The following is a 23,868-nucleotide window of genomic DNA, read 5'->3' as shown; positions in this document are numbered from 1 at the left end:
ATTAAACTAACGACTTAATACATCAAGGTATAAAGCTTACGTCTATATTTACTCGCCAATGCATCACCCTCAGGTAACGATTTAAGCACATCAAGCAGTAAATCTTTACTAGCAATGTCGGCACCATCTTTTTGCACTAACAAAAACAGCATCATCAGTGCATCGTCATGGCGATTAACTTGGCTATATTGCGCCGCCAATTTTTGTTGTAATTGGACATTATCAGCATCACTGGCTAACTGTTGCTCAAGTGCTTGAATTTCAGGAGAGTCGGCAGCTTGAGTAGCTAATTCTAATTTTGCCATTAAAGATTGATAAGCACTGTCTTGATCGATCATTTTAATACTTTTTAGTAGTGCCTCTGCTTCAGTAATTTTACCAGTTTGAATATAAACATCTGATAGCACAAACTTAATATCAGCACGTTCAGTATCAAGCTGATAGGCTTGAGTGATAATAGGAAATGCTTCCGACACTTTATTTTCTGCTAATAGTGTTTTCGCCTCTGCTAATAAAACATCTTGCTGTTTTGGTAAATATTTATCCAAAAAATCATTAATTGTTGCATCGGTTTGTGGTCCAGTTAACCCATCAAGTGGCTGGCCATCTTGTACTAAAATTACCGTTGGTAGGCTTTGAATACCAAACTGCTGAGCAATTTGTCCCTGGCTTTCGCAATCGACTGTGGTAAACAAGAGTGTGTCGCTACAATTAGCTAATGCCATCGCCAACTTGTCGCGTAATTCAACACTTTCTGGAATTTGCTGAGCCCAAAAGCTGACCAATACCAGTTTAGTTTTTGATGTTTCAATAATAACTTGTTGAAAGTTTTCTAAGTTGATCGCAAGAGAATTTGTCATCAATGCAGTTCCAATAATAAAGATATATGTAGTTAAATTGGGGCAAAGCACCAAAGATACAAGCAGCGGGGCTAAATATTTATAACGACTCAACAAAGAGCAAGTCAAAAACAAGACAATTGAGGATTATAGCGTGATAGCAAAAATTTTAGCTCAGAACATGCGTTACAGGGACAAAATATTAAACACTAAACTTTAAAACCCTAAGCCTTAATGCTCCTATATGAGATTATTTATACTGCTGCGCACGCTATAATACAAACCGTTAAATGGTGTCAGCTTTGCTTTGCATATTCTGATGTAGGCTGTCTATTAACCTATAAAACAAACATAAACAAAAAAAAAGCATAAAAAAAGCATAAAAAAACGGACATCAGCAAAGCTCATCTCCGTTTTAAATCACCGATGTAAGTACTTAGATTTTTTGCAATAATTCTCGAGCAATGATCACTTTTTGAATTTCACTGGTGCCTTCATAGATTGATGTTACACGCACATCGCGCGCCATACGCTCCAGTGGATATTCTCTAATATAACCGGCTCCACCCATAAGCTGTAAGGCATCATAACAAGCTTTATTAGCTTTTTCAGCGGCAAACAACTTAGCCATTGAAGCTGCCATCCCAAATGGTTGGCCTTGATCTTTAGTATAAGCTGCTTGCATCAGAAGTAATCGTGCGGCTTCCATCTCAGTATAACGTTCTGCTAACGTCCATTGTAGGCCTTGAAAGTTTGACAGTGATTGACCAAACTGTTTTCGCTCAACAATATGATCTTTGGCATAATCAAGTGCAGCAAGGCCAATACCTAAGGCTAATGAACCGATACCGATACGACCACCAGCCAACTCCCCAACCGCAACACCAAAGCCTTTATTTTCAGCGCCCATCATGGCCGATGCTGGCACACGACAACGGTCAAAATGCACTTCATTGGTTGGCGACGCTTTTTGACCCATTTTTTCTTCCGACTTACCAATAGTCATACCCGCGGTACCGGCTTCAACAATAAAGCACGAAATACCCTTACCTTTTTTTGCTGCTAGATCGGTAACGGCCCAAACCACGAATACATCAGCAAACGAGCCACTAGTAATATAAATTTTACTACCACTAATAAGATAGTCATCACCGTCTTTAACGGCTTGCGTTTTCATCCCCGCGGGATCTGAGCCTGCCGCCGCTTCACTTAAGCAAAAGCCACCCGCACGATACTCACCACTGCAAATTTTTGGCAAGTATTTACTTTTTTGTTCATCGTTACCTACCGCTTGAATAACTTCGGCGACCATATTAGTCACTGAGGTTGTCACAGCGGTTGATGCACAAGCGCGCGCTAATTCTGTAATCGCCAAGCTAAAAGCAACACTACCCGCTTCAACGCCACCATATTCAGCTTTAATATTTAGGCCCATAAAGCCGAGTGCATTTAGTTGCGCTAAATTTTTTAAAAACAAACTTTGATCTCTTGTTTCATCAAGCTGTGCGGCTACAGGTGCTAATTCACTATCGGCAAATTTTCGGGCCATATCTTGAATCATTATTTGTTCTTCAGTTAGAGACAAATCCATCAAACTTCTCACTTTTTTATTGGCTGAATATCTATCACTATATTAATCGCTAAAATTTATTAGCAACATTAGAAAGTACAATGGGCATTAGTACGACTAATAGTGATAAAACAATACCAAAAGCGGTAGCAAACTACCCTTTTGGTATCTAAAAAAATACATGTAGATATGAAAAATGCGCTAAAAGCGCATTTTTCATAAGTTGAATATATTATAACCATTATCCGGCAACAAACCAAAGCAGACCAGCACCAAGCACTAAGCGATAAATAACAAATGGCATCATGCCGAACTTACCCACTAAAATAAGAAAGTAGTGAATACAGGCATAAGCACTAACAAAGGCCAATATACTACCTAGGCCCATGGCTGACCAATCTACCGCGCCGGCTTCCAAAATTAACTTTAAAGTTAAATAACTGCCCGCCATGGCAATAGCTGGAATCGATAATAAAAATGAAAAACGCGCGGCATTTTCTCTGCTTAACCCTAACATCAAGCCGATAGTCATGGTAATACCAGAGCGCGATGTGCCCGGTATTAACGCAATAGCCTGTGCTAAGCCGATTAACATGGCACCTTTAAAACCTAAATTTTCAATGCTTTTATTTTGTTTAGCTTTAATATCAGCAAAGCCAAGCAAAAAACCAAATAATAGTGTTGTGGCGGCAATAACAAGTGCACTGCGTAAATGCTCTTCAATAAAATCTTTACCAAGTAAACCAAATAAACCAGCGGGGATGGTGGCAAAAATAATCCACCAAGCCAATTTACCATCAAAATTATTTCGCTCACCTTTTAAAGTGGCAAACCAAGCTACAGCCATGCAGCCCACTTCTTTGCGAAAATAAAGCACTACGGCCAGCAAACTGCCAACATGCACGGCAACATCAAACGCTAAGCCTTGATCTTTCCAGCCGAAAACTACTGAGGGTAAGATTAAATGTGCTGAACTAGAAATAGGCAAAAACTCAGTTAAACCTTGAATTAGCGCTAAAATAAAAACTTCAATTGTGCTCATTGGGGGTATATTTCCTTATTTTTCTTATTTTTTTGGCCAAATAAAAGCCACTGTTTTTAACTTTTGTTGGCTTTTATCATATTGTTGCCATAACTTGTCATAACACTGGCCAATAATCGGGTGAGCCAAATGCCCTGCAACTTCAGCTAACGGGCACAATACAAAAGCATTTTTGCTAATTTCATCACGCGGTATTTGCGCTGGAGAGTCGGCAATAATGTCATCATAAAGTAATAAATCTAAATCTAAGGTCCGCGGACTAAATTTTTTAGCGTCTTGGTTTCTACCGTGCGCAAACTCTATTTCACGCAGTATTGCCGCCACTTCAGTCAAAGTAAACTCAGTACTTACTCCAGCCACCATATTGTAAAAAGCTTTACCAGCAAAGCCGACAGCTTCACTTTCAAATAATGAAGATAAGGTGAGCGGGCCAAATACATCGGTTAAAGCATGCAACCCTTGTTCAATATAATGTTGACGATTTATGTTACTACCCAGCGAAATATAGATTTCAGCCATTACAATACTTGGCCTGACAACTGTTCGCCACGTTCTATTTCAACAGCTACCGTAGTCGCATTATGCACCGCAGTCGGTTTCATTACCTTTAGACGCAGCCAAGGGATTTTATATTCAGCGATAAGAAAGCTGGCAATACGTTCGGCAAGCGTTTCAATTAAATCTACTGGGTTAGCGTTAGCAAACTCAACAATGGCTTCAGAAATTGTCGCGTAATCAAGTGTTTTAGCTAATTCGTCATTTTCTGCTGCTTGCGCCGTATTCCAGCCCATCACTAAATCAATAACAAGTGTTTGCTTTATTTCTTTTTCCCACTGGAAGAAACCGATGGTTGTTTGAAAGGTTAACCCTTCAATATAGACTTTATCCACACTAAAACCCTTACATGGTTTGGCAGTATTTAGCCATTGCATTATCGAGATATACCCCGCAATCGCCACAACATACTTTAGAAAATAAATGGCGAGTTTACCTGTGCAGGTCTAGAAAAACTAGTAAACATCGCGCTACAATGTCAAAAAGCTAAAAAGAATAAATTTTTTTATAACTTTGCTAACACCTGTTTGAGAAGGAGCTTAGTATCAGTAGTCTACTTGTAACGTTTTTAATGGTGGTTATGGCTTACTTAGTAGGTTCAATTTCGAGTGCCATTTTAATTTGCAAATTACTGCACTTACCGGATCCCCGCTCAGCAGGTTCAAAAAATCCAGGTGCGACAAATGTCTTACGTATAAGTAATAAATTTGTTGCGGCATCTGTGCTGCTTTTTGACATACTTAAAGGCACATTACCGGTTTGGGGTGGTTATTTCTTAGGCTTAGATCCCTTGTATCTAGGTATGATTGCTCTCGCCGCTTGTTTAGGTCACATGTACCCAATATTTTTTAATTTCGAGGGTGGTAAAGCTGTTGCTACGGCATTTGGTGTGTTATTACCTATTGGTTTGGACTTAGGTGGTCTACTTATTTTAACCTGGTTGTTGGTCGCTAAAGTTAGCCGCTATTCGAGTTTGGCCGCCATTGTTACCTTATCAATAGCGCCACTGTATACTTGGTTATTAAAACCCATTTATGTCTACCCTGTATTGATGTTATCAGCGCTGATCATACTTAGACATAAAGACAATATTGTTAGACTACTACAGGGCAAAGAAAGCAAAATATCTTTTACCAAGAAGTAGCCTTTATCACCGGTTTTAATCACCAACCTGCAAGCTTAAACGGGCTGCAAGGTATCTAAGGGCCAACGTGGTGTTGCCTTAAAGGTTAAGTCGGTATCAACACCGGCTTTTAGGCGTTGTAAACCCGCGTAGGCAATCATAGCGCCGTTATCAGTACAAAACTCAGGCCTAGGATAGAAAACTTCCCCACCTAACTTTTTAGTAATTTCTGCTAATTCTTCTCTTAACGCCTTATTGGCACTAACACCACCAGCAATGACTAAACGATTTAAATTGCATTGTTTTAATGCCCGTTTACATTTAATGGCTAGCGTATCAACGACCGCTTCTTGAAAGGCATAAGCGATATCAGCTTGCATTTGTGCTTTTTGCTCTGGTGTTAATACTGCATTTTCTTCTTTTCGAATGGTAACCGCGGCTGAGGTTTTCAAACCGCTAAAACTAAAGTTCAACCCAGGTTTATCCGTCATAGGTCTTGGAAATTTATAACGACCTTTTCGACCACTTTCTGCCATTTTCGCTAATACGGGTCCGCCAGGATAATCAAGCCCTAGTAATTTAGCTGTTTTATCAAAAGCTTCACCTGCGGCATCATCAACGGATTCACCTAATAATTCATAGTGACCGATACCATCAACACGCACCAACATGGTATGACCACCAGACACTAATAAAGCGACAAAGGGAAAGTCAGGTACATTCTCTTCTAGCATTGGCGCTAGTAAATGTCCTTCCATATGATGCACGGGTACAGCAGGCAAGTTCCAGCCATAGGCTAAACTGCGGCCAATTGAACAACCAACAAGTAAGGCGCCTACTAAGCCTGGTCCAGCCGTATAAGCAACACCGTCTAAATCAGCAGGGGTTAAATTAGCTTCAGCTAAAACTTCTTTTATTAAAGGAATAGTTTTGCGGACATGATCACGTGATGCCAGCTCAGGCACTACCCCACCATAATCAGCATGAACTGCAATTTGACTATATAATTTATGTGCAACTATACCCGCGGGTAAATTAGCTTGCCCATCGTCATAAATCGCAATACCGGTTTCATCACAAGAGGTTTCAATACCTAAAATTCGCATAATTTTTCTTTACCTAGCCCTGTTGCATCAATAGTGAATTCGACTATTCACTTGTATTAAGCTACAGCCGTTATTTGGTTGCTGATTTTACCTATGCCCTAGGCAACTTTCAATTTATAGCGCATAAAGATAGCCAAAACATTTTAAAAACACCATTTAGCCTTTAAAATTCATGATAAATAAAACCAGTGATCAATTTTGTTAATATTACAGCAGCTATTTACACAGCGACTACTATTACTGTGTTCCGGCCGCTATTGAGCTAATAAAGCTAGTGAAAAAATTAATTCCACTTTACATTACTATGGCCTTCGCATTAGAATACGTCACCAATTTTTAATAGAGTGGGTGAAGATGAGGCTATTTAGCTGAAATCAGACACCATTTAATATAGATTCCTAACTAAGGTAAAATAGTACATGCCAGTAATTAAAGTAAGAGAAAACGAACCATTTGACGTTGCATTACGTCGTTTTAAACGTTCATGTGAAAAAGCAGGTATCCTTTCAGAAGTTCGCCGTCGCGAATCTTATGAAAAGCCGACTTGGGAACGTAAGCGTAAGAAAGCAGCCGCAGTGAAACGCGCAGCTAAAAAAGTTTCTCGTGAGAACGCTCGTCGCGTTCGCATGTACTAAGATACCTTAGTAAATCCTAGGTCAACTGAGTTAACTTAAGCGTAAATTAAATTATGAGTCTACTTAGTCAACTGCAAGATGAAATGAAAAATGCCATGCGGGCAAAAGACAAACTTCGTCTTGGCGTAATTCGTATGGCACTTTCTGCAATAAAGCTAGCAGAAATAGATCACAAAACAGAAGCAACTGATGAAAATGTCATTGCCTTGTTAACCAAAATGGTTAAACAGCGCAAAGAATCTATCAAAATGTTTACTGAAGGTGGTCGCGATGAACTAGCAGCTAAAGAAGCTGCAGAAGTTATTGCTATAGAATATTTTTTGCCACACCCCTTATCTGCAGATGAAATTAACCAACTGATTACAGAAACAATTGCCGATACCGGTGCAGCCTCAATGGCTGATATGGGTAAAGTAATGGCGGTATTAAAACCGCTAATGCAAGGTAAAGCTGACATGGGCGCCGTAAGTGGCCAAGTGAGAGTAATGTTAAACAGTTAGTTAAGCTTCCTTTGAACTTCAATGTTCATGCTAAATATAAACCGCGATAGCTTAGGCCTCGCGGTTTTATTTTAACTAGAATATAAGAAGCTACTATTTTCCAAACCTTATTGGTGTAAAATAGAGTTTTATCTTGATGTAATGGTATTTATGGCTGGAATGATCCCTCGACAATTTATTGATGACTTATTGGCTCGAGCCGATATTGTCGAACTCATAGATTCTCGCGTGCCATTAAAAAAAGCTGGTAAAAATTACCAAGCTTGCTGCCCTTTTCATACGGAAAAATCCCCCTCTTTTAGCGTTAGCCAAGATAAGCAATTTTATCACTGCTTCGGTTGTGGTGAGCATGGCAATGCAATTTCGTTTTTGATGGAATTTGACCGTTTAGAGTTTCCTGATGCAGTTGAAGAGTTGGCTTCCCATTACAATATGGACGTGCCACGCGAACAAAACACGCGTTCACCTGCACAACAAAAACAAGATCAAAAAAACCACATACAAAAACAAGATGACTATGAATTAATGGCGCAAATCAGCCGATTTTTTCAACAGCAATTAAAAGTTGCCACTGACAAAGATGTCGCGATTGGTTATTTAAAAGGCCGAGGCTTAAGTGGTGAGATAGTTAAGCGTTTTGGTATAGGTTATATCAGTGATGCTTGGGACGGCATGATGAAAGTATTTGGCCGCAGCGGCCAAATAAATCAGCAGCTTGTTGATTTAGGCATGGCCGTTCAAGGCGATAAAAACAAACCCTATGACAGGTTTAGAGGCCGCATTCAATTTCCTATTCGCGATAAACGTGGCCGAGTTATCGGTTTTGGCGGACGGGTATTGAGTGATGGTACACCCAAGTACCTCAACTCGCCAGAAACCCGAATTTACCATAAAGGCCAAGAATTATATGGCCTATTTGAAGCGAAACAGGCCATTAAGCAACTAACTCGCTTAGTGGTGGTTGAAGGCTATATGGATGTAGTTGCACTCGCTCAACACGGTGTTAACTATGCGGTTGCCTCACTAGGTACGGCAACAACGCCCGAACAACTACAAACCCTATTTCGCACCGTTAAAGAAGTTATTTGTTGTTACGATGGTGACCGGGCTGGCCGTGATGCCGCATGGCGTGCTCTGGATAATGCCCTACCGTTAATTCAAGACGGTTATAGTCTCAAGTTTGTATTTTTGCCTGATGGCGAAGACCCTGACTCGATGATTAGAGAGCAAGGCCAGGCTGCTTTTGAAAGCATATTAGATAATGCCACGCCGTTGTCACAATTTTTGTTTGAACATTTACTAAACCAAATCGACATGAGCTCTCCCGAAGGAAAAGGTGCCGCTGTCAGTGCTTTTCAACCTTATTTAGCCAAACTACCTGAAAGTAATCTTAAAGACGCCATTGTCACTAAGCTAGCAAATCAATTTGGTGCAAGTAACGAAATGCAATTAAAAAAATTACATAAGAGTTTTGCTAACGTCGCTGAAAATAAAGCTAAAGCTAAGCGGCCTAAAATCACCCCAGTAAGACTCGCTATTGCATTACTACTTGAGCATCCCCATATAGTAGAGATACTACCAGACTCGGCAATTTTAAATGAATTAAATATGCCAGGTATACCTTTGCTAAATACGTTATTAGTATTGTGTAAGCAAAACCCGAAGGTAAATAGTGCACAATTAGTTGAGCACTTTAGAGGCCAGGAAGCCGGAAAACAACTAACAAAGCTGCTGTGTTTAGAACATCATGTTGAAGCAGAAAATGCCGAAAGCATGTTTTTGGATTTAATTGAAAACTTTTTAAATGTTTTTATTGAACAACGCACAGAGCAATTATTAGAAAAAGAACGTAGTAGCGGCTTAACTTTAACCGAAAAGCAAGAATTGCACGGTTTACTAAGCGCATAGAACAATATCGTTTAAGTTATATTTAGAACAAGCAGAAGAGCAGTTTACTGCTGGTAATTTAGTAATTATTTCGCTATAATTGCCTGCTAACTGTTGTAATTTTGATAGCCATAAATAGGTGGACACTCGTCAATGGATCAAGCCCCTCAATCTAGACTTAAAGAGTTAATAGTAAAAGGTAAAGAGCAAGGTTATTTAACTTTTGCACAAGTTAACGATCATTTACCTCAGGATATTATCGATTCAGATCAAGTTGAAGACATCATTCGAATGATTAACGACATGGGTATTCAGGTGTTTGAAAACGCTCCTGATAACGACACGTTAATGATGAGTGAAGCAAATACTGATGAAGATGCTGCTGAAGCTGCTGCGCAAGCGCTTGCGACCGTTGAAAGTGAAATTGGTCGTACAACTGATCCCGTTCGCATGTACATGCGTGAAATGGGTACGGTAGAGCTACTGACGCGTAAAGGCGAAATTGTTATCGCCAAACGCATCGAAGAAGGTATCAAAGAAGTACAACGTTCTGTTTCTGAATACCCGCCAGCAATTAATTACTTGCTTGATCAATGGGATAATTTTGAAGCTGAAGAAGTACGTCTAAGTGACATTATTGTTGGATTTTTAGACCCTGATGCTCAAGACGAAGAAATTCCAGCCGCGGCAACTCATATCGGATCAGAGCTTTCTAAAGAACAGTTAGCTAACGAAGATAAATCTGATGAGGACGATGAGGAAGAAGAAGATACTGGCCCTTGTCCTGAAGAAGCCCGTGAAAAGTTTACTGCTTTGCGCACAGCCTACGAGCTTGCTAACAAGGTTATTAAAACCAAAGGCCGTGGCCATACTGATGCACAAGCAGCAATTGATGCATTAGCTGAAGTATTTAAAGAATTTAGAATCGTACCCAAAGTATTTGACCGCCTAGTTAAAAACATGCGCAGTGTTGTGGACCGTTTACGTGTTCAAGAACGCTTAATCATGAAACACTGTGTGGTTGGTGCCGGTATGCCAAAAACTACTTTCATCAAAATATTTCCTGGTAATGAAACCTCAAAAAATTGGTTTGAAGAACAAAAAGCAGCTGGCCTACCTCACTCAAAGAGAATGGCTGACATCGAACTAGATGTTGAACGCTGTATTTATAAATTGAACATGCTAGAAGAAGAGACTTATCTCAATGTTCACGGCATCAAAGACATTAACCGTCGTATGTCGATCGGCGAAGCGAAAGCCCGTCGAGCGAAAAAAGAAATGGTCGAAGCTAACTTACGTTTAGTTATCTCAATTGCGAAAAAATACACAAACCGTGGTTTACAATTCTTGGATTTAATTCAAGAAGGTAACATCGGCTTAATGAAAGCAGTTGATAAGTTTGAATATCGTCGTGGTTATAAGTTCTCAACTTATGCTACGTGGTGGATACGTCAAGCGATTACTCGATCAATTGCCGATCAGGCGCGTACTATTCGTATTCCAGTGCACATGATTGAAACGATTAATAAACTTAACCGTATTTCACGTCAAATGTTACAAGAAATGGGTCGCGAACCAACACCTGAAGAATTAGCTGAACGCATGATTATGCCGGAAGATAAAATTCGTAAAGTGTTAAAAATCGCTAAAGAACCTATTTCAATGGAAACACCGATTGGTGATGATGAAGATTCTCACTTAGGTGACTTTATTGAAGACGGTAGCGGCGAATTACCTGTTGATTCTGCAACGGCTGAAAACTTGAAGCATGCAACACATGAAGTACTAGCGGGTCTAACTGCTCGTGAAGCAAAAGTGTTAAGAATGCGCTTTGGTATCGACATGAACACAGATCATACGCTTGAAGAAGTGGGTAAACAATTTGATGTGACACGTGAACGTATTCGTCAAATTGAAGCAAAAGCATTACGTAAATTGCGCCATCCTTCACGTTCTGAGCAATTAAAGAGTTTCTTAGACGGTGAGTAATATTTCTTCTCGAAATATATAAACATAAAATCCAGCTAATAGCTGGATTTTTTTTACCTCGCATTTAATGTCAACCCGAGGCGCTAGTTTACATTCTATTCGTATGCTGTTGCTTTAGTGATGCTAGCTAGCAAAGCATGATAATAGTATCTCTGTACATATAAGAGGTGTAATTGATGCTTACATAGATGTTAATGAGTAGGACAATGCAAATCATATTGTCGATCAATAACTAGCTTAAGTGGATGACACAAAAAGAAAGAGTATATGATGTCGGCCATTTGTAGCTGATCAATTAATTAAACTGTTTAATAAAAAGTAACCTAAATTCCATCGAGTGATTACCGAAACAGCAAATCGCTCATCTATTGAACTATTAGACTTATTTATCAGGTTTTTAACTTTATAAGGGTGACAACAAAATAAAAAGTGCTTATACTTCAGGCCGCTTTCGATGAACCTTTAGCGTTTATCAAAGCGAAGTAGAATTATGGCCCCTTAGCTCAGTTGGTTAGAGCATCCGACTCATAATCGGCAGGTCCCCTGTTCAAGTCAGGGAGGGGCCACCATTTCTACACTTAAAGACGCACTATAGCGTCTTTTTTTGTGCCTAAAAACTAACAAAACCTTACAGAACTAGCCAGTTAGTGATTGTTGACGATTAATAAGAACTTATAAAAACCAACATTTTAATAACACTCTCAGTAACACCAACCCAATATAATGCAATTCCGTGTTACTATGGTGAGACCCTAAACAGCAACCCATTGGTTGTTGTGTTAAGTCTTTCATTAATGCAATTTTTGCCCGAAAAAATAATGGGCATATCTCCAGTTAACCCCTTTTTAACTTATTTAAATTATTCAAATTATGTACTTATTATTTTAATCTAAGTGAAATCAATTCCTCCGCCTGAGCATTAACAGGCATGATTATCGCTAAATAGTGTGTTAATTATTATTTTTAAGAGATAATGCACTACTTAACACGCCCAACGTTATAACATCAAAATATTGATGAGAGCCTAATTAACAGAGATATATGATGAAAACACTGACCCAACTACTTGCCCTATATGTATTAACCCTGAGCCTTTTTGTAGGTGCCAACGCGAGTGCGGCCACCTTTACTTTTACCGCTATTCCCGATGCTGATGAGTCTCAGCTGAGAACCCGCTTTGAGCAGGTTGCCCTCTATTTATCCAAGCAACTTGGCGTTGAGGTAAAATATGTTCCCGTTAAGTCTTACTCAGCCGCGGTAACCGCCTTTAGAAATAATCAGGTGCAGCTTGCTTGGTTTGGGGGTTTATCTGGGGTACAAGCCAGACGATTAGTGCCAGGCTCGCGAGCAATTGCACAAGGTTATGAAGATCAGTTTTTTAAAAGCTACTTTATTGCCCACTACAGCACAGGCTTAGCACTGAGTAAAATTTTTCCTGATATCACCGACAAAACCTTTACCTTCGGCTCAAAAGGTTCAACCTCAGGTCGATTGATGCCGCAATATTATATCGAGCAGCACTTAAAGCAAAAACCACAACAAGCCTTTAAACGGGTGGGGTTTTCGGGCGACCATAACCGTACTATTGTGCAAGTTCAATCAGGTACTTACCAAGTGGGTGCAGTAAATTATAAAGTGTGGGAAAGTGCCCTTGCCGCCGGTAAAATAGACACTAATAAAGTCAAGGTTATTTGGCAGAGCCCCACCTATCCTGATTACCAATGGACAATACGCGCTGATGTTGAAGCCAATTTTGGTGCCGGCTTTGCTGACAAAGTTCAAGCCACATTGCTCAATATGAATAGTCCTGAGCTGTTAAAAAGTTTTCCACGTTCTGCTTTTGTCAAAGCTAAAAACAAAGATTTTCAACCGGTGGAAGACGTGGCTAAACAAATAGGGCTTATCGATTAATGCTCACCCTTGCCAATTTAAACCTTCATTATGATAAAACTGCTGGCGCTAATTTTCGTAAGAAAACCGGTAAAAACAAGCGCTCTACTCAGGTGATTTTTGATCTGAACCTGACCATCAATGAAGGTGAGAAAGTTGCGATTATCGGTCCCTCTGGCGCGGGAAAATCTAGTCTGCTACACCATATATATCAAGAATTAACAACCCATGCGGCCCTGTGTTCACAGCGCCAGAGTTTAGTGGATAATCTCAGTATCTATCACAATATATTTATGGGTGCTTTAGCTCGACACCACTGGTTATTCAACTTAGTCAATTTAGTGAGACCTTTCAAGCAAGATTTACACGATATTGCAGCACTTTGTCAGCAGTTAGAATTAGACCAGCCCTTATCAAAGAAAGTGGATCAACTCTCTGGTGGGCAAAGACAACGAGTCGCCTTAGCCAGAGCTTTGTATCAACAACAAGATATTTTTATTGGCGATGAACCTTTTTCAGCGCTAGATCCCTTAATGACATCAAGACTACTCGACACCGTGTTAGCGCGGCACAACAGTGTTATTATGGTGATTCATGACAGAGCGTTAGCCATGAGCGCTTTTGACCGTGTTATCGCGTTAGATAAAGGTCGCTTGATACTCGATAGCCAACAGCAGAATATCGACCAAGAGCAAATCACGGCGCTCTATCAAACTAGCGCCATCGCGTAAGCTGCTTTTATGTCGCAACCCAAGCAGCTACAACAAATACCACCATTGAAAAACCCACAATATGCTTTAGGTTATTGGCAGAAAGTCACGTTATCAATCTGGCTTATTGCTCTGATTGTTCTGCCTTTTGCGGATATAGAAATTGTTAATTTTGACCCTTTTCTCGAGTTAACTCGTATGGTGGAGGGGTTAATAACACCTGATTTTTTCGCCACTGAATACTTGTGGCAAGCCATTATGCAAACCGTTAACTTTGCCATTATCGGTGTCTGCTTAGGCTTAGTACTGGGTGCTCCCCTCGCACTCATATACCAACACCCGTTAATATCTAGCTGCTGTGCTTTTTTGCGGGCCATTCATGAAATTTTTTGGGCACTGCTATTTTTACAAGTTTTTGGGCTGTCTCCCCTGACCGGAATTTTGGCTATTAGTGTCCCATTTGCCGCCACTTTTGCCCGCGTGTTTCACGATATCATCAATCAATCATCAGATAGCCCTTTAGAAAGTATTGATAGCCGTGCTGATATGATTAGCCGTTTCACTTATGGTAAAATCGCCCAAGTTATGCCGCAACTGATGAGCTACACTCGCTACCGTTTTGAATGTGCCCTGCGCAGTAGCGCCGTACTCGGCTTTATCGGTATGCCAACGCTAGGTTTTTACATGGAAACAGCTTTTAGACAGGGAAACTATAGCGAGGGGGCCGCCTTGTTAATGATATTTATTGCTCTTATCGGCACCATTCGTTACTGGTGCCCACCTAAGTTACTCGGGGTTTATCTGGTGATTGCCTGTGTGACACTGATAGATATTCCTGACATCAATAGCAGCTTACTGGTACGCTTTATTACCCACGATATTTTACCTCCCGCAATAGCAAACGCGGCAACATTGGCTGAGGTGCAATGGTCATCACTCACGGCTTGGTTTAGCGATCTGTTGTCAGAGCAAGCTATACCTGGCGCAATAGCCACGATTACCTTGGCGCTGCTTGCCTTGGCAGCTACTCACTTTATTAGCTTAAGCGCCCATATGATGGCAAGTAAGCACCTATGGCCTACACCCCTAACTTGGCTCGGCCGATTCACCTTATTAATGGGTCGTTCAGTGCCTGAATATATCTTAGCCTTTATCTTTTTAATGCTGCTTGGCCCATCAATGTTACCTGCTATTATTGCTTTAGCGATACATAATGGCTGTGTTATCGCTTACTTGGCGGTGAAACAAAGTAACGCTATTGCGCCTCAAGAAATGCAGATAAGTAGGCTAAATCAATTTAACTACCACATCATGCCAACTATCTATCCCAGTATGATGGCTTTGATGTTTTATCGCTTTGAGATCATAGTGCGAGAAACCGCCGTGTTTGGTATTTTAGGCATTATGACTTTGGGATTTTATATCGACAGTAATTTCAGCGAAATACGCTATAGTAACGCACTTATGCTTATTACCTGTACAGCCCTGCTTAATGTCGCCATTGATATTATCTCAAGACGACTACTCAAATTTGAGCAAACCAGCCAAGTAAGCTGCTAAGTATGGCTACTTAACTAGCCAACGTTGGCAAAACCCTGCTTTTATTAGTTGGTGAGCAAGCAGAAAATAAAAATGGCAGCACCATAAGCTTAGTCAATGTTAAGCCTGTACTTTTGTAAAATGAAAAGGCCATTAGCCGGTAAATATCACAGGGAAATGGCAACTTAACCTTAAACATCCTATAAGATCTTTTTTGGCATAAAACAGAAAAATTAACGCTTAGTTAGCTTAAAATAAGATATATTTTTGTTATAAAATCAATGTAATAGCTTGATTAAGCTATTAACCTTAACGCTATTACAGGCACAAAAAAGCACGCACTTGCTGTTGGCAATGCGTGCTTTTATATCAACTTATGTGGCATATTAAATAATTGAAAGTTCCACGGCAATGTTGCCACGAGTCGCATTTGAGTAAGGACATACTTGATGCGCTTTATCTACCATGATTTGTGCTTGTGCTTTATCCATATCGCCTAATGATATCGCTAGCTTAACTGCGATGCCGAAGCCACCCTCAATAGCACCAATAGACACTGCTGAATTAATATAGGTCTCGTTTGGTAAACTGGTTTTTTCTTCACCCGCGACAAATTTAAGTGCGCCAATAAAACAAGCCGCATAGCCTGCAGCAAATAATTGCTCAGGGTTTGTACCTTGTCCATCATCACCACCTAAACCTTTAGGCGTAGATAATGCAAGCTCTAAACGGCCATCGTCAGATTTTGCTATACCTTCACGGCCGCCGGTTGCAGTTGCTTTTGCTGTGTAAGCAATATTTTCTAATACGTTCATCATTAACTCCAAGTGACAACAATTTAGTTTGTATGCAAAATAATATATCAAACAAATACTGATTGCAAATACTTTGTGTGCAAATTAAAATATCACTTCAAATATCACTTAAAGGAGCAACTTATGTCATTTGAACAATTAACACTCAAAAATCAGCTGTGTCATCGTTTATATATGGCATCAAACAGCATTGTTCGTGCTTATCGTGAACCTCTAATGAAGCTTAATATTACCTATCCACAATATGTGGTTATGATGGCATTGTGGGAACAAGACAAAATAACCATAGCAGCGCTGGTAGAAAAAACTGTGATTGATGGTGGTGCGATGACACAAATTTTGAAGAAAATGACTGACAAGGGCTTGTTAGCCATAATTAAAGACCAGCACGACAAGCGCAAACGTCTTGTTGAGCTAACGCAAGATGGTCAGGCCTTAAAAATAAAGGCGGTAAACATTCCTAATGAAATAAGCTGCAGGTTCAATAGTATTGACAGCATGCAAGCAAACCAGCTAATGCAATTACTCGATTTAGTGGTCAATGATCTAGCCGACAAGCCCTAAACCAAGAGGCTTAGCTTATGAGTGTTAAGTGTCTGAGTGTTAAGCGTAAACTAACACTACATTAGCAAAACTAGCTTAGTCATAACCTTAATATAATCGGCTCAAAAGTCAGCGTCACAACAAAGTTAAGCTTAATGCTGCCATCAATCAATCTGCTCATTATGAATTGATACAAACAACACAACATAATAGTTAACTGAAAAATGCCTAGGTTCATAACAAAAAAAGCCTACAGGTCAAGCTTTCAGTGCTGCTTGAAACTTAGTGTGGATAAGCTATATTAAAGTGCAATACACCTAATTTTCATTAAGTGCTTGAGGTTTGATAGCAATGAATCCCGACTATAATGTTGTCACTGTTGAAGCACTAATCACAGCTTATGACCCTATATTAGTATTGCTATCCATCCTCATTGCTATTTTGTCATCGTTCAGTGCTTTTGGCATGGTTGAGCGAAATATTTCCAGCCACCAAAGCAGTCAAAAAATAGCTTGGAATTTATTCGCGGCTTCAGTGATGGCCGCAGGTATTTGGGCCATGAGTTTTATTGGCATGTTAGCGTTAAAGCCTGCAATGCCCGCTAACTATGATGTACCCACAATAATTTTATCTGTTCTGCCTGTAATTTGTGTTTGCAGCATTGTTCTGTGGTTGATAACACAGCAAACCTTTAACTATTTCCGACTATTAGCCGCTGGATTGTTGTTGGGTTCAGCTATCAGCCTGATGCACTATATAAACATAGCCGCCATCAGATCAAACTCCGTGATAGTTCATGACACTGGTTTAGTTTATCTTGCCAGCTTTATTGCTGTGGCATTGGCCATAGTGGCACTGAAAATACAGTATCAAGTTATTCAGCAAAGCCAATACAAATTTATAACTAAAAAACAAATCGTGAGTGCGGTAGTTATGGGGTTAGCTTTCTCTGGTATGTACTATACCGCGATGACAGCGCTTCAGTTTATTCCACAAACTACCGATAAAGTCATTAATGGCCTTTCTGCAAACACATTAGCCTTAATAGTCACTGTAATGATATTGCTACTAATGCTCCCCGTGATTATCATTCCGTATTCACTAAGATACAAGCAGCTAATTAATACAGTGAACGAAGATACAGAACGTCTCCATGCCATGATGAATACATCACAAGATGCATTAATACAGATGAATGCCAAAGGCGATATTGTTGGCTGGAGCGCTCAAGCACAAAATGTCTTTGGTTGGACAAATAAGCAAGCTGTAGGACAGGCACTGGCAAACCTGATTATCCCAATACCATTGCGTGCGGCACATAAAAAGGGCTTGGAGCATTTTATGGCCACGGGTGAAGGTCCTATTCTAAATAAAATAATTGAGGTTGAAGCATTACATCAAGACGGACATAATCTTCCAATAGAATTAACTATTTCTTTTATTAAGCTAGCTGATGGCTTTGAATTTAATGCGCTTGTTCGAGATATCAGCCAACGTAAACAAGCCCAAAAAGCACTGATTATTGCGAACGAAAAACTGGCTTTTCAAAATAAAGAGATAGATAAACGAGCAAATGAACTCACCCTTGCCGCGAGTGTATTCACCCACGCCCTAGAAGGTATTGTTATTACCGATGCGAAAAATAGGGTCATTGACGTTAACAAAAAGTTTACTGACATTACCGGTTACTCCCGAGAAGAGGTCATTGGCCAAGCCCCAGGTTTCTTCCAAGCAGACCGCCATCCACCTGAGTTTTATAACGCGATGTGGCAAATCATTAACACTACTGGTCAATGGGCTGGTGAAATATTAAGTCTTTGCAAAAATGGTGAAAAATATGTTGCAGGCATTACCATCAGTGCCGTAAAAGATGATGTTGGCAAAGTCAGCCATTATGTGGCCCTCTTTAGTGATATTACGCTGCAAAGAGATCATCAATGCCAACTAGAAGAGATGGCCCATTTTGACGCCTTAACTAAGCTACCTAATCGTGCATTATTTGCTGATCGACTAAACCAAGCTATGCGGCAATGCCAACGCCATCATAACTCGCTCGCAGTTATCTTTATGGATCTAGATAATTTTAAAGATATCAATGATACCTATGGCCATGCGATCGGTGACGAACTACTTATTATAGTCTCTGGGCGAATGAGTGGTACCTTACGTGAAGTGGACACACTTGCCCGTATCGGTGGTGATGAATTCGTCGCCGTATTAAGTGATTTAGTTAACACTGAAGATTACAAAATGGCATTAAAGCGCTTACTTCTTGCCGCATCAAAGCCTATCACTGTTGGCGATGTGGTCTTAAAAGTATCCGTTAGCATGGGTGTTGTGATCTATCCTCAAGATGATGCTGATGCAGACATACTTATCCGTCATGCCGACCAAGCCATGTATATAGCGAAAAAGGCAGGTAAAAATTGTTATCACTTGTTTGATAACGCACTCGATAACGCCGTTAACCTCAAACAGGAAAACATCAGTCGTATCGGTGCAGGACTTAATAAACATGAGTTTGTTTTGTACTATCAACCGAAAGTAAATATGTCTACGGGTGAAGTCGTGGGCGTAGAAGCATTGATCCGCTGGCAACATCCTGTCCGCGGCTTAATGCCACCATTAGATTTTTTACCGCTAATAGAAAATCATGCTATTAGCTTAGAGATAGGTGAATGGGTTATCGATACCGCGCTGAACCAAATAAGCTACTGGCAAAGTATCGGCATTACGTTACCGATTAGCGTTAACATCAGTGCCTATCAACTCCAGCAAACTGATTTTGTTGAACGCTTGGCGACATTATTGGCTGCACATTCTGATGTGTCGCCGTATTTTTTAGAATTAGAAATATTAGAAACCAGTGCCTTTAGTGACATCAACTACATTATAGCGACCATGAAAGCTTGCCTTGAGCTTGGTGTGCAGTTTGCGTTAGATGACTTTGGTACCGGATATTCCTCCCTAACTTACCTCAGGCGCCTACCCGCCAACCTGATTAAAATAGATCAGAGTTTTATACGCGACATGCTCACTGACGCTGATGACTTAGCTATTGTTTTGGCTGTTGTTAGTTTGGCGAAAGCCTTCCAGCTTGAGGTGATTGCAGAAGGAGTAGAAACTGTTGAGCATGGTACTGCTTTATTACAACTGGGTTGTAATAAAGCCCAAGGTTACGGCATCGCAAGACCGATGCCCGCCAGTGATATTCCAACCTGGCTGAGCAGTTGGCAGCCTTATCAAGCTTGGCTACCCTAAATAATATGCTGCAACTATTATAAGTACCCTGGAGACACAAGGTGTTAAATCATCTCAGGTCTGCATAGGATTAATTTGACGAAAAATAATTAGAGCATTGCTCTCGATCGTCAAGATAATAAAATGTGGTAAATGTGTAGTCCATAGTATTTTTATAACATCAAACAGCCACTTGCTATCAGCTGATTAAGGAGTAAATTCCTGACGATTTAAGCCATATTTTTTTAACTTCGACGCCAATGTTGTCGGTTTTAAACCTAATAGCTGAGCAGCACCCTTCTCACCATAAATTTTACCTTGGCAATATCTTAACGCATTAGCCAAATTGGTTTTTTCAAGTGATTTTTGTTCTTCTACTCTCATCAACTGTGGAGTAACTTTAGGGTTAAATGATTCATGATTAAATACCGATTCATTAGTCAAAAATTCGAAGTTTATTTTATTACTTTTGGCTAAGATTATCTGACGTTCAATAATATTTTCCAGTTCTCTGATATTACCGGGCCAAGGGTATTGGATTAAATACTGCATTTGCGAAACTGACACTTGTGGTTTAGGTCGATTAAAGTTTAAACACACTTTATCAATAAAATGTCTGGCTAAAAGCGGAATATCATCGCTACGCTCTCGTAATGCCGGTGAATGAATAGGAAATACGTTAAGCCTAAAATATAAGTCTTCTCTAAATTTATTCTGTTGAACTAAGGTCTTTAATTTTTGATTAGTGGCTGAAATAACTCTGACATCAACATGTCTGGTTTTCGACTCTCCTACCCGCTCAAACTGCTGCTCTTGTAATACCCGTAATAATTTCCCTTGCAGTTGTAAAGGAATTTCACCGACTTCATCTAAAAAAATAGTCGCACCATCCGCCAGTTCAAATCGTCCAACTCGGTCTGATATTGCGCCTGAAAAAGCGCCTTTTACATGACCAAAAAATTCACTTTCAAATAAGTCTGCCGGTATTGCCGCACAATTAACTCTAATTAATGGCCGAGCTTTTCGTTCACTGACTTCATGAATCGCTCTAGCAATTAGCTCTTTACCCGTGCCTGATTCACCAGTAATGATGACATTTGCATTAGTAGCTGCCACTAACTCTATTTGATTAACCATATGCTGCACCTGCATACTCTGACCAATGATCTGGTGATGATTAAAATCTGCATTTAATTCTTCAAGCAAATATGCGTTATCCATTTCAAGTCGCTCTTTTAGTGTATCTACCTCTTTTAAAGCGGTTAACAATTTAGCTTGAATAGACTTTCTTTGTGTTATGTCTCGAAAAATAACTACGGCGCCGATTAATAACCCCTTTTCAGTTACTGGGGTACTTTTATATTCTACCGCAACTGGCATACCATTTTTTGACCAGAACACTTCGTCATCAACACTGTGTACTTCTCCATCTTTAAAAGCAGCATAAATCGGGCATTTGTAAGCGTGGTAATGCTCGCCATCGGCATGAGAATGATGAATAACGTCATGAATACTTTTCCCGACCAGTTCTGCTTTTTTCCAGCCTAATATTTGCTCGGCCGCTGTATTTACAAAGGTGGTATTCCCGTCAACATCTACGCCATATATACCATCACCTACCGCACTGAGTAACAATTGATTTTGTCGTTCAATTTCTTCAAATACACTTTCGTTAGTATTCCAATGGACAATGCCCGCTTTATATTTAGCTTGCGCTGTTGCTTGGTGGTAACGGGCATAAGTCACTTTGGCACTTTGACAAGAAAACAAAAGCTTATTGTCTAAAGTGCTAGCCGTAATATCTAAATATACTTTTTCATTATTGATGGTGAGAAATAGATCGTTTGTCCACGCTTCGCCCTGCGTTAATATTTGTTGAGTAAAGTGAATTAACTTATCTAAACAGCCAGTAAAAAACTGCGTTACGCTAACCTGTGTTAACGTATTATTTTCTAGCTCAACGTCGCTTTTGATAGCAAATAATACTGCAGCTTCGTGGTTTAACTGCAAAATTTTATTATTAAAAGGATCAATATATAACAGTGCGTTAGGTGCATTTAAAAATAAGTTCGCTTGCATAAAACATTCCTGATGACTTATCAACTAACCCCACCATTCAATTTCTAAGCCAAGCAACGATATTTCGTAAAAAATAGCACGAAATATCGTTTATCACGAAAAATCGTGGCCTTTCACAGACCAAGAAAGTAATTAATATCATTAAATATCAGCTATTTAATTAAATTATAGCTATTGGCATAGTTTTCGCAATTGTTAATGTCAGTAGATAACAAGGTTAGTGGTTTGATGGTTAAATTAACGCGTAATTTAAAATGCTTGCACTATGTTGAAAATAACGCACCAAGATTAAACAGCTAACTTAATAAAATAATATTTTTAATCTTAAGGAAGTCACATGAATAAGCTCGATGTAACTGAAGCAATATTTGCAATAAAAATTGAAAAAGAACTTAGTTGGCAGAATATTGCAGACGCTGTGGGTATGTCTATCGTTTGGACAACCTCTGCCTGTTTAGGCATGAACAGTTGGCCTGAAATTGAAGCTGATAAAATCATTGAATTTTTAGCTTTACCTAAAGAAACAAAGCAAGCCCTAATGGCCTACCCAACCAAAGAATGGGATAAGTCAGTACCACAAGACCCATTAATTTATCGTATATACGAAGTGGTAGGCGTCTATGGCGATACCCTTAAAGAGGTTATTCAAGAAAAATTTGGTGACGGCATCATGAGTGCTATCGACTTCTCTATGGAAGTAGAAAAAGAAGAAAATCCCAAAGGCGATAGAGTCATTTTAACCTTGAATGGTAAATTTTTACCCTATAAATCATGGTGATCTTATTTGGTGCGCCAAGCTAATTAAAGTTGTGCAACGTTGGCAAATAAGACAAAAAAAACCAAGTGAAAAATTATATATTAGATACAAATCAATACGTTACATGACTGGCATTCAACTTGCTTTGTCAGGTAAACAGTGAAATTAATTAACCTTACTATTAAATAGAGATATAACAATGGCTTATATAGAACCCAGTGAATTTGTAACCAAGATGGTGGACGCAGGTGAACAGAAAGTTTACATGTCTACCAAAGATACTCTTATACGTGCTTTTATGGCCGGCGCTATTTTAGGCCTAGCTGCGATATTTGCGATTACAGTGGCAACTAAAACAGGTAGCCCGATTTTAGGCGCCTGTCTTTTCCCTGTTGGTTTTATTATGCTTTATTTGATGAAGTTTGATTTACTCACTGGGGTATTTACACTGGTACCATTAGCTTTATTAGACAAGCGTCCTGGTGTTACCTTTGGCGGCGTAATGCGTAACTGGGGCCTGGTCTTTCTAGGTAACTTTGGCGGAGCAATGACCACAGCCTTTTTAATGTCCTTTATTTTAACCTATGGTTATTCGGCTGACGGCGGTGCTATTGCAGCTAAAGTAGCAAGTATTGGTGAAGCAAGAACCGTAGGTTACCAAGAACATGGCTTAAGCGGCTGGATCACTATATTCTTCCGTGGCATGTTATGTAATTGGATGGTATCAATGGGCGTAGTTGGTGCGATGATCTCTACTTCTGCTGGTGCTAAAATGGCCGCCATGTGGATGCCCGTAATGTTGTTCTTCTTTATGGGTTTTGAACATTCCATTGTTAACATGTTCTTATTCCCATTCTCAATGATCATGGGGGGTGACTTTACTGTTTATGATTATTTGGTATGGAACGAAATTCCAACGGTATTAGGTAACCTTGCCGGTGGCTTATTATTAGTAGGTTTACCATTATACTTTACCCATGTTAAAACATCGCCAAGCAGAAAAATTGCTTAATTCACACTTTATCAATGGGTTTATTCAAAGCATAAGC

Annotated in this window: 20 protein-coding genes and 1 tRNA gene; 13 read left to right on the top strand and 8 right to left on the bottom strand. The window is 39.7% G+C overall.

Going from position 1 to position 23,868, the window contains the following annotated elements:
- Positions 1-14: 14 nt before the first annotated feature.
- From H4J46_RS02935 to folB, 5 genes are all read right to left on the bottom strand, one after another.
- On the bottom strand, positions 15-860 hold the full coding sequence (locus H4J46_RS02935; RefSeq protein ID WP_182232066.1) for a tetratricopeptide repeat protein: 846 nt from the start codon (positions 858-860) through the stop codon (positions 15-17).
- A gap of 415 nt (positions 861-1,275) precedes the next feature.
- Positions 1,276-2,430, bottom strand: coding sequence for an acyl-CoA dehydrogenase family protein (locus H4J46_RS02930; RefSeq protein ID WP_182232065.1), 1,155 nt, complete (start codon positions 2,428-2,430; stop codon positions 1,276-1,278).
- Between the two features lie 220 nt (positions 2,431-2,650).
- Positions 2,651-3,451: an undecaprenyl-diphosphate phosphatase gene (locus H4J46_RS02925; RefSeq protein WP_182232064.1), complete on the bottom strand. Its 801-nt coding sequence runs from the start codon at positions 3,449-3,451 to the stop codon at positions 2,651-2,653.
- A 24-nt stretch (positions 3,452-3,475) separates the two neighbouring features.
- Positions 3,476-3,970: a 2-amino-4-hydroxy-6-hydroxymethyldihydropteridine diphosphokinase gene (gene folK, locus H4J46_RS02920; RefSeq protein ID WP_182232063.1), complete on the bottom strand. Its 495-nt coding sequence runs from the start codon at positions 3,968-3,970 to the stop codon at positions 3,476-3,478.
- Positions 3,970-4,341: a dihydroneopterin aldolase gene (folB, locus tag H4J46_RS02915; RefSeq protein ID WP_182232062.1), complete on the bottom strand. Its 372-nt coding sequence runs from the start codon at positions 4,339-4,341 to the stop codon at positions 3,970-3,972. The genes folK and folB overlap by 1 nt, the downstream gene beginning before the upstream one ends.
- Positions 4,342-4,577: 236 nt before the next feature.
- Between folB and plsY the strand changes: the two genes are divergently transcribed.
- A complete protein-coding gene (gene plsY, locus H4J46_RS02910; protein WP_182232061.1) occupies positions 4,578-5,150 on the top strand; it encodes a glycerol-3-phosphate 1-O-acyltransferase PlsY in 573 nt (190 codons plus the stop codon).
- A gap of 35 nt (positions 5,151-5,185) precedes the next feature.
- Here the strand turns inward: plsY and tsaD are convergent, their stop codons facing one another.
- Entirely contained in the window at positions 5,186-6,235 is a 1,050-nt protein-coding gene (tsaD, locus tag H4J46_RS02905; protein WP_182232060.1) for a tRNA (adenosine(37)-N6)-threonylcarbamoyltransferase complex transferase subunit TsaD, read from the bottom strand.
- A 419-nt stretch (positions 6,236-6,654) separates the two neighbouring features.
- On the opposite strand from tsaD, the gene rpsU reads away from it, so the two are divergent.
- The 8 genes from rpsU to H4J46_RS02865 all read left to right on the top strand — a co-directional run bounded on the left by rpsU (position 6,655) and on the right by H4J46_RS02865 (position 15,406).
- Entirely contained in the window at positions 6,655-6,870 is a 216-nt protein-coding gene (gene rpsU / locus H4J46_RS02900) for a 30S ribosomal protein S21 (RefSeq protein ID WP_011045067.1), read from the top strand.
- 53 nt (positions 6,871-6,923) lie between these two features.
- Positions 6,924-7,370 carry a GatB/YqeY domain-containing protein gene (locus H4J46_RS02895; RefSeq protein ID WP_182232059.1) on the top strand — a complete coding sequence of 149 codons (447 nt, stop codon included), beginning with the start codon at positions 6,924-6,926 and terminating at the stop codon, positions 7,368-7,370.
- A gap of 150 nt (positions 7,371-7,520) precedes the next feature.
- A complete protein-coding gene (dnaG, locus tag H4J46_RS02890; RefSeq protein WP_182232058.1) occupies positions 7,521-9,278 on the top strand; it encodes a DNA primase in 1,758 nt (585 codons plus the stop codon).
- A 132-nt stretch (positions 9,279-9,410) separates the two neighbouring features.
- Positions 9,411-11,246, top strand: coding sequence for an RNA polymerase sigma factor RpoD (gene rpoD, locus H4J46_RS02885; protein WP_182232057.1), 1,836 nt, complete (start codon positions 9,411-9,413; stop codon positions 11,244-11,246).
- A 492-nt stretch (positions 11,247-11,738) separates the two neighbouring features.
- Positions 11,739-11,815, top strand: a tRNA-Ile gene (locus H4J46_RS02880).
- A gap of 475 nt (positions 11,816-12,290) precedes the next feature.
- Positions 12,291-13,157 carry a putative selenate ABC transporter substrate-binding protein gene (locus H4J46_RS02875; protein ID WP_182232491.1) on the top strand — a complete coding sequence of 289 codons (867 nt, stop codon included), beginning with the start codon at positions 12,291-12,293 and terminating at the stop codon, positions 13,155-13,157.
- On the top strand, positions 13,157-13,867 hold the full coding sequence (locus H4J46_RS02870) for an ATP-binding cassette domain-containing protein (protein ID WP_182232056.1): 711 nt from the start codon (positions 13,157-13,159) through the stop codon (positions 13,865-13,867). Before H4J46_RS02875 ends, H4J46_RS02870 begins: the two co-directional genes overlap by 1 nt.
- Before the next feature lie 9 nt (positions 13,868-13,876).
- A complete protein-coding gene (locus H4J46_RS02865) occupies positions 13,877-15,406 on the top strand; it encodes an ABC transporter permease (protein ID WP_182232055.1) in 1,530 nt (509 codons plus the stop codon).
- Between the two features lie 365 nt (positions 15,407-15,771).
- Here H4J46_RS02865 and H4J46_RS02860 read toward each other — a convergent pair whose 3' ends face one another.
- Complete coding sequence (locus H4J46_RS02860; RefSeq protein ID WP_182232490.1) at positions 15,772-16,200, bottom strand: organic hydroperoxide resistance protein; 429 nt, start codon at positions 16,198-16,200, stop codon at positions 15,772-15,774.
- A 123-nt stretch (positions 16,201-16,323) separates the two neighbouring features.
- Between H4J46_RS02860 and H4J46_RS02855 the strand changes: the two genes are divergently transcribed.
- The gene (locus H4J46_RS02855) at positions 16,324-16,764 is read left to right on the top strand and encodes a MarR family winged helix-turn-helix transcriptional regulator (RefSeq protein WP_182232054.1); all 441 of its coding nucleotides are present in this window, start codon (positions 16,324-16,326) and stop codon (positions 16,762-16,764) included.
- A 330-nt stretch (positions 16,765-17,094) separates the two neighbouring features.
- Positions 17,095-20,004 (top strand): EAL domain-containing protein, encoded by a 2,910-nt coding sequence (locus tag H4J46_RS02850; protein ID WP_182232053.1) that lies wholly within the window; start codon positions 17,095-17,097, stop codon positions 20,002-20,004.
- A 186-nt stretch (positions 20,005-20,190) separates the two neighbouring features.
- On the opposite strand, the gene H4J46_RS02845 is transcribed toward H4J46_RS02850, so the two are convergent.
- Positions 20,191-22,062: a sigma 54-interacting transcriptional regulator gene (locus tag H4J46_RS02845; RefSeq protein ID WP_182232052.1), complete on the bottom strand. Its 1,872-nt coding sequence runs from the start codon at positions 22,060-22,062 to the stop codon at positions 20,191-20,193.
- Between the two features lie 337 nt (positions 22,063-22,399).
- Between H4J46_RS02845 and cynS the strand changes: the two genes are divergently transcribed.
- The gene (cynS, locus tag H4J46_RS02840) at positions 22,400-22,840 is read left to right on the top strand and encodes a cyanase (RefSeq protein ID WP_182232051.1); all 441 of its coding nucleotides are present in this window, start codon (positions 22,400-22,402) and stop codon (positions 22,838-22,840) included.
- Positions 22,841-23,018: 178 nt separating this feature from the next.
- Positions 23,019-23,831 (top strand): formate/nitrite transporter family protein, encoded by an 813-nt coding sequence (locus H4J46_RS02835; RefSeq protein WP_182198434.1) that lies wholly within the window; start codon positions 23,019-23,021, stop codon positions 23,829-23,831.
- The last annotated feature ends 37 nt before the right edge of the window (positions 23,832-23,868 follow it).

It is taken from the genome of Colwellia sp. MB02u-6 (assembly GCF_014077095.1).
GTDB lineage: Bacteria > Pseudomonadota > Gammaproteobacteria > Enterobacterales > Alteromonadaceae > Cognaticolwellia.
This window is presented reverse-complemented; position numbering and strand designations above follow the sequence as displayed.

What these genes read in the sequence shown, in the direction of transcription:
- H4J46_RS02895 (WP_182232059.1), top strand. Translation starts at nt 6,924, where the DNA reads ATGAGTCTACTTAGTCAACTGCAAGATGAAATGAAAAATGCCATGCGG.
- H4J46_RS02845 (WP_182232052.1), bottom strand. Translation starts at nt 22,062, where the DNA reads ATGCAAGCGAACTTATTTTTAAATGCACCTAACGCACTGTTATATATT.
- cynS (WP_182232051.1), top strand. Translation starts at nt 22,400, where the DNA reads ATGAATAAGCTCGATGTAACTGAAGCAATATTTGCAATAAAAATTGAA.
- H4J46_RS02865 (WP_182232055.1), top strand. Translation starts at nt 13,877, where the DNA reads ATGTCGCAACCCAAGCAGCTACAACAAATACCACCATTGAAAAACCCA.
- tsaD (WP_182232060.1), bottom strand. Translation starts at nt 6,235, where the DNA reads ATGCGAATTTTAGGTATTGAAACCTCTTGTGATGAAACCGGTATTGCG.
- H4J46_RS02855 (WP_182232054.1), top strand. Translation starts at nt 16,324, where the DNA reads ATGTCATTTGAACAATTAACACTCAAAAATCAGCTGTGTCATCGTTTA.
- H4J46_RS02875 (WP_182232491.1), top strand. Translation starts at nt 12,291, where the DNA reads ATGAAAACACTGACCCAACTACTTGCCCTATATGTATTAACCCTGAGC.
- H4J46_RS02935 (WP_182232066.1), bottom strand. Translation starts at nt 860, where the DNA reads ATGACAAATTCTCTTGCGATCAACTTAGAAAACTTTCAACAAGTTATT.
- H4J46_RS02870 (WP_182232056.1), top strand. Translation starts at nt 13,157, where the DNA reads ATGCTCACCCTTGCCAATTTAAACCTTCATTATGATAAAACTGCTGGC.
- folK (WP_182232063.1), bottom strand. Translation starts at nt 3,970, where the DNA reads ATGGCTGAAATCTATATTTCGCTGGGTAGTAACATAAATCGTCAACAT.
- H4J46_RS02925 (WP_182232064.1), bottom strand. Translation starts at nt 3,451, where the DNA reads ATGAGCACAATTGAAGTTTTTATTTTAGCGCTAATTCAAGGTTTAACT.
- H4J46_RS02930 (WP_182232065.1), bottom strand. Translation starts at nt 2,430, where the DNA reads ATGGATTTGTCTCTAACTGAAGAACAAATAATGATTCAAGATATGGCC.
- H4J46_RS02860 (WP_182232490.1), bottom strand. Translation starts at nt 16,200, where the DNA reads ATGAACGTATTAGAAAATATTGCTTACACAGCAAAAGCAACTGCAACC.
- plsY (WP_182232061.1), top strand. Translation starts at nt 4,578, where the DNA reads ATGGTGGTTATGGCTTACTTAGTAGGTTCAATTTCGAGTGCCATTTTA.
- rpsU (WP_011045067.1), top strand. Translation starts at nt 6,655, where the DNA reads ATGCCAGTAATTAAAGTAAGAGAAAACGAACCATTTGACGTTGCATTA.
- H4J46_RS02835 (WP_182198434.1), top strand. Translation starts at nt 23,019, where the DNA reads ATGGCTTATATAGAACCCAGTGAATTTGTAACCAAGATGGTGGACGCA.
- dnaG (WP_182232058.1), top strand. Translation starts at nt 7,521, where the DNA reads ATGGCTGGAATGATCCCTCGACAATTTATTGATGACTTATTGGCTCGA.
- H4J46_RS02850 (WP_182232053.1), top strand. Translation starts at nt 17,095, where the DNA reads ATGAATCCCGACTATAATGTTGTCACTGTTGAAGCACTAATCACAGCT.
- rpoD (WP_182232057.1), top strand. Translation starts at nt 9,411, where the DNA reads ATGGATCAAGCCCCTCAATCTAGACTTAAAGAGTTAATAGTAAAAGGT.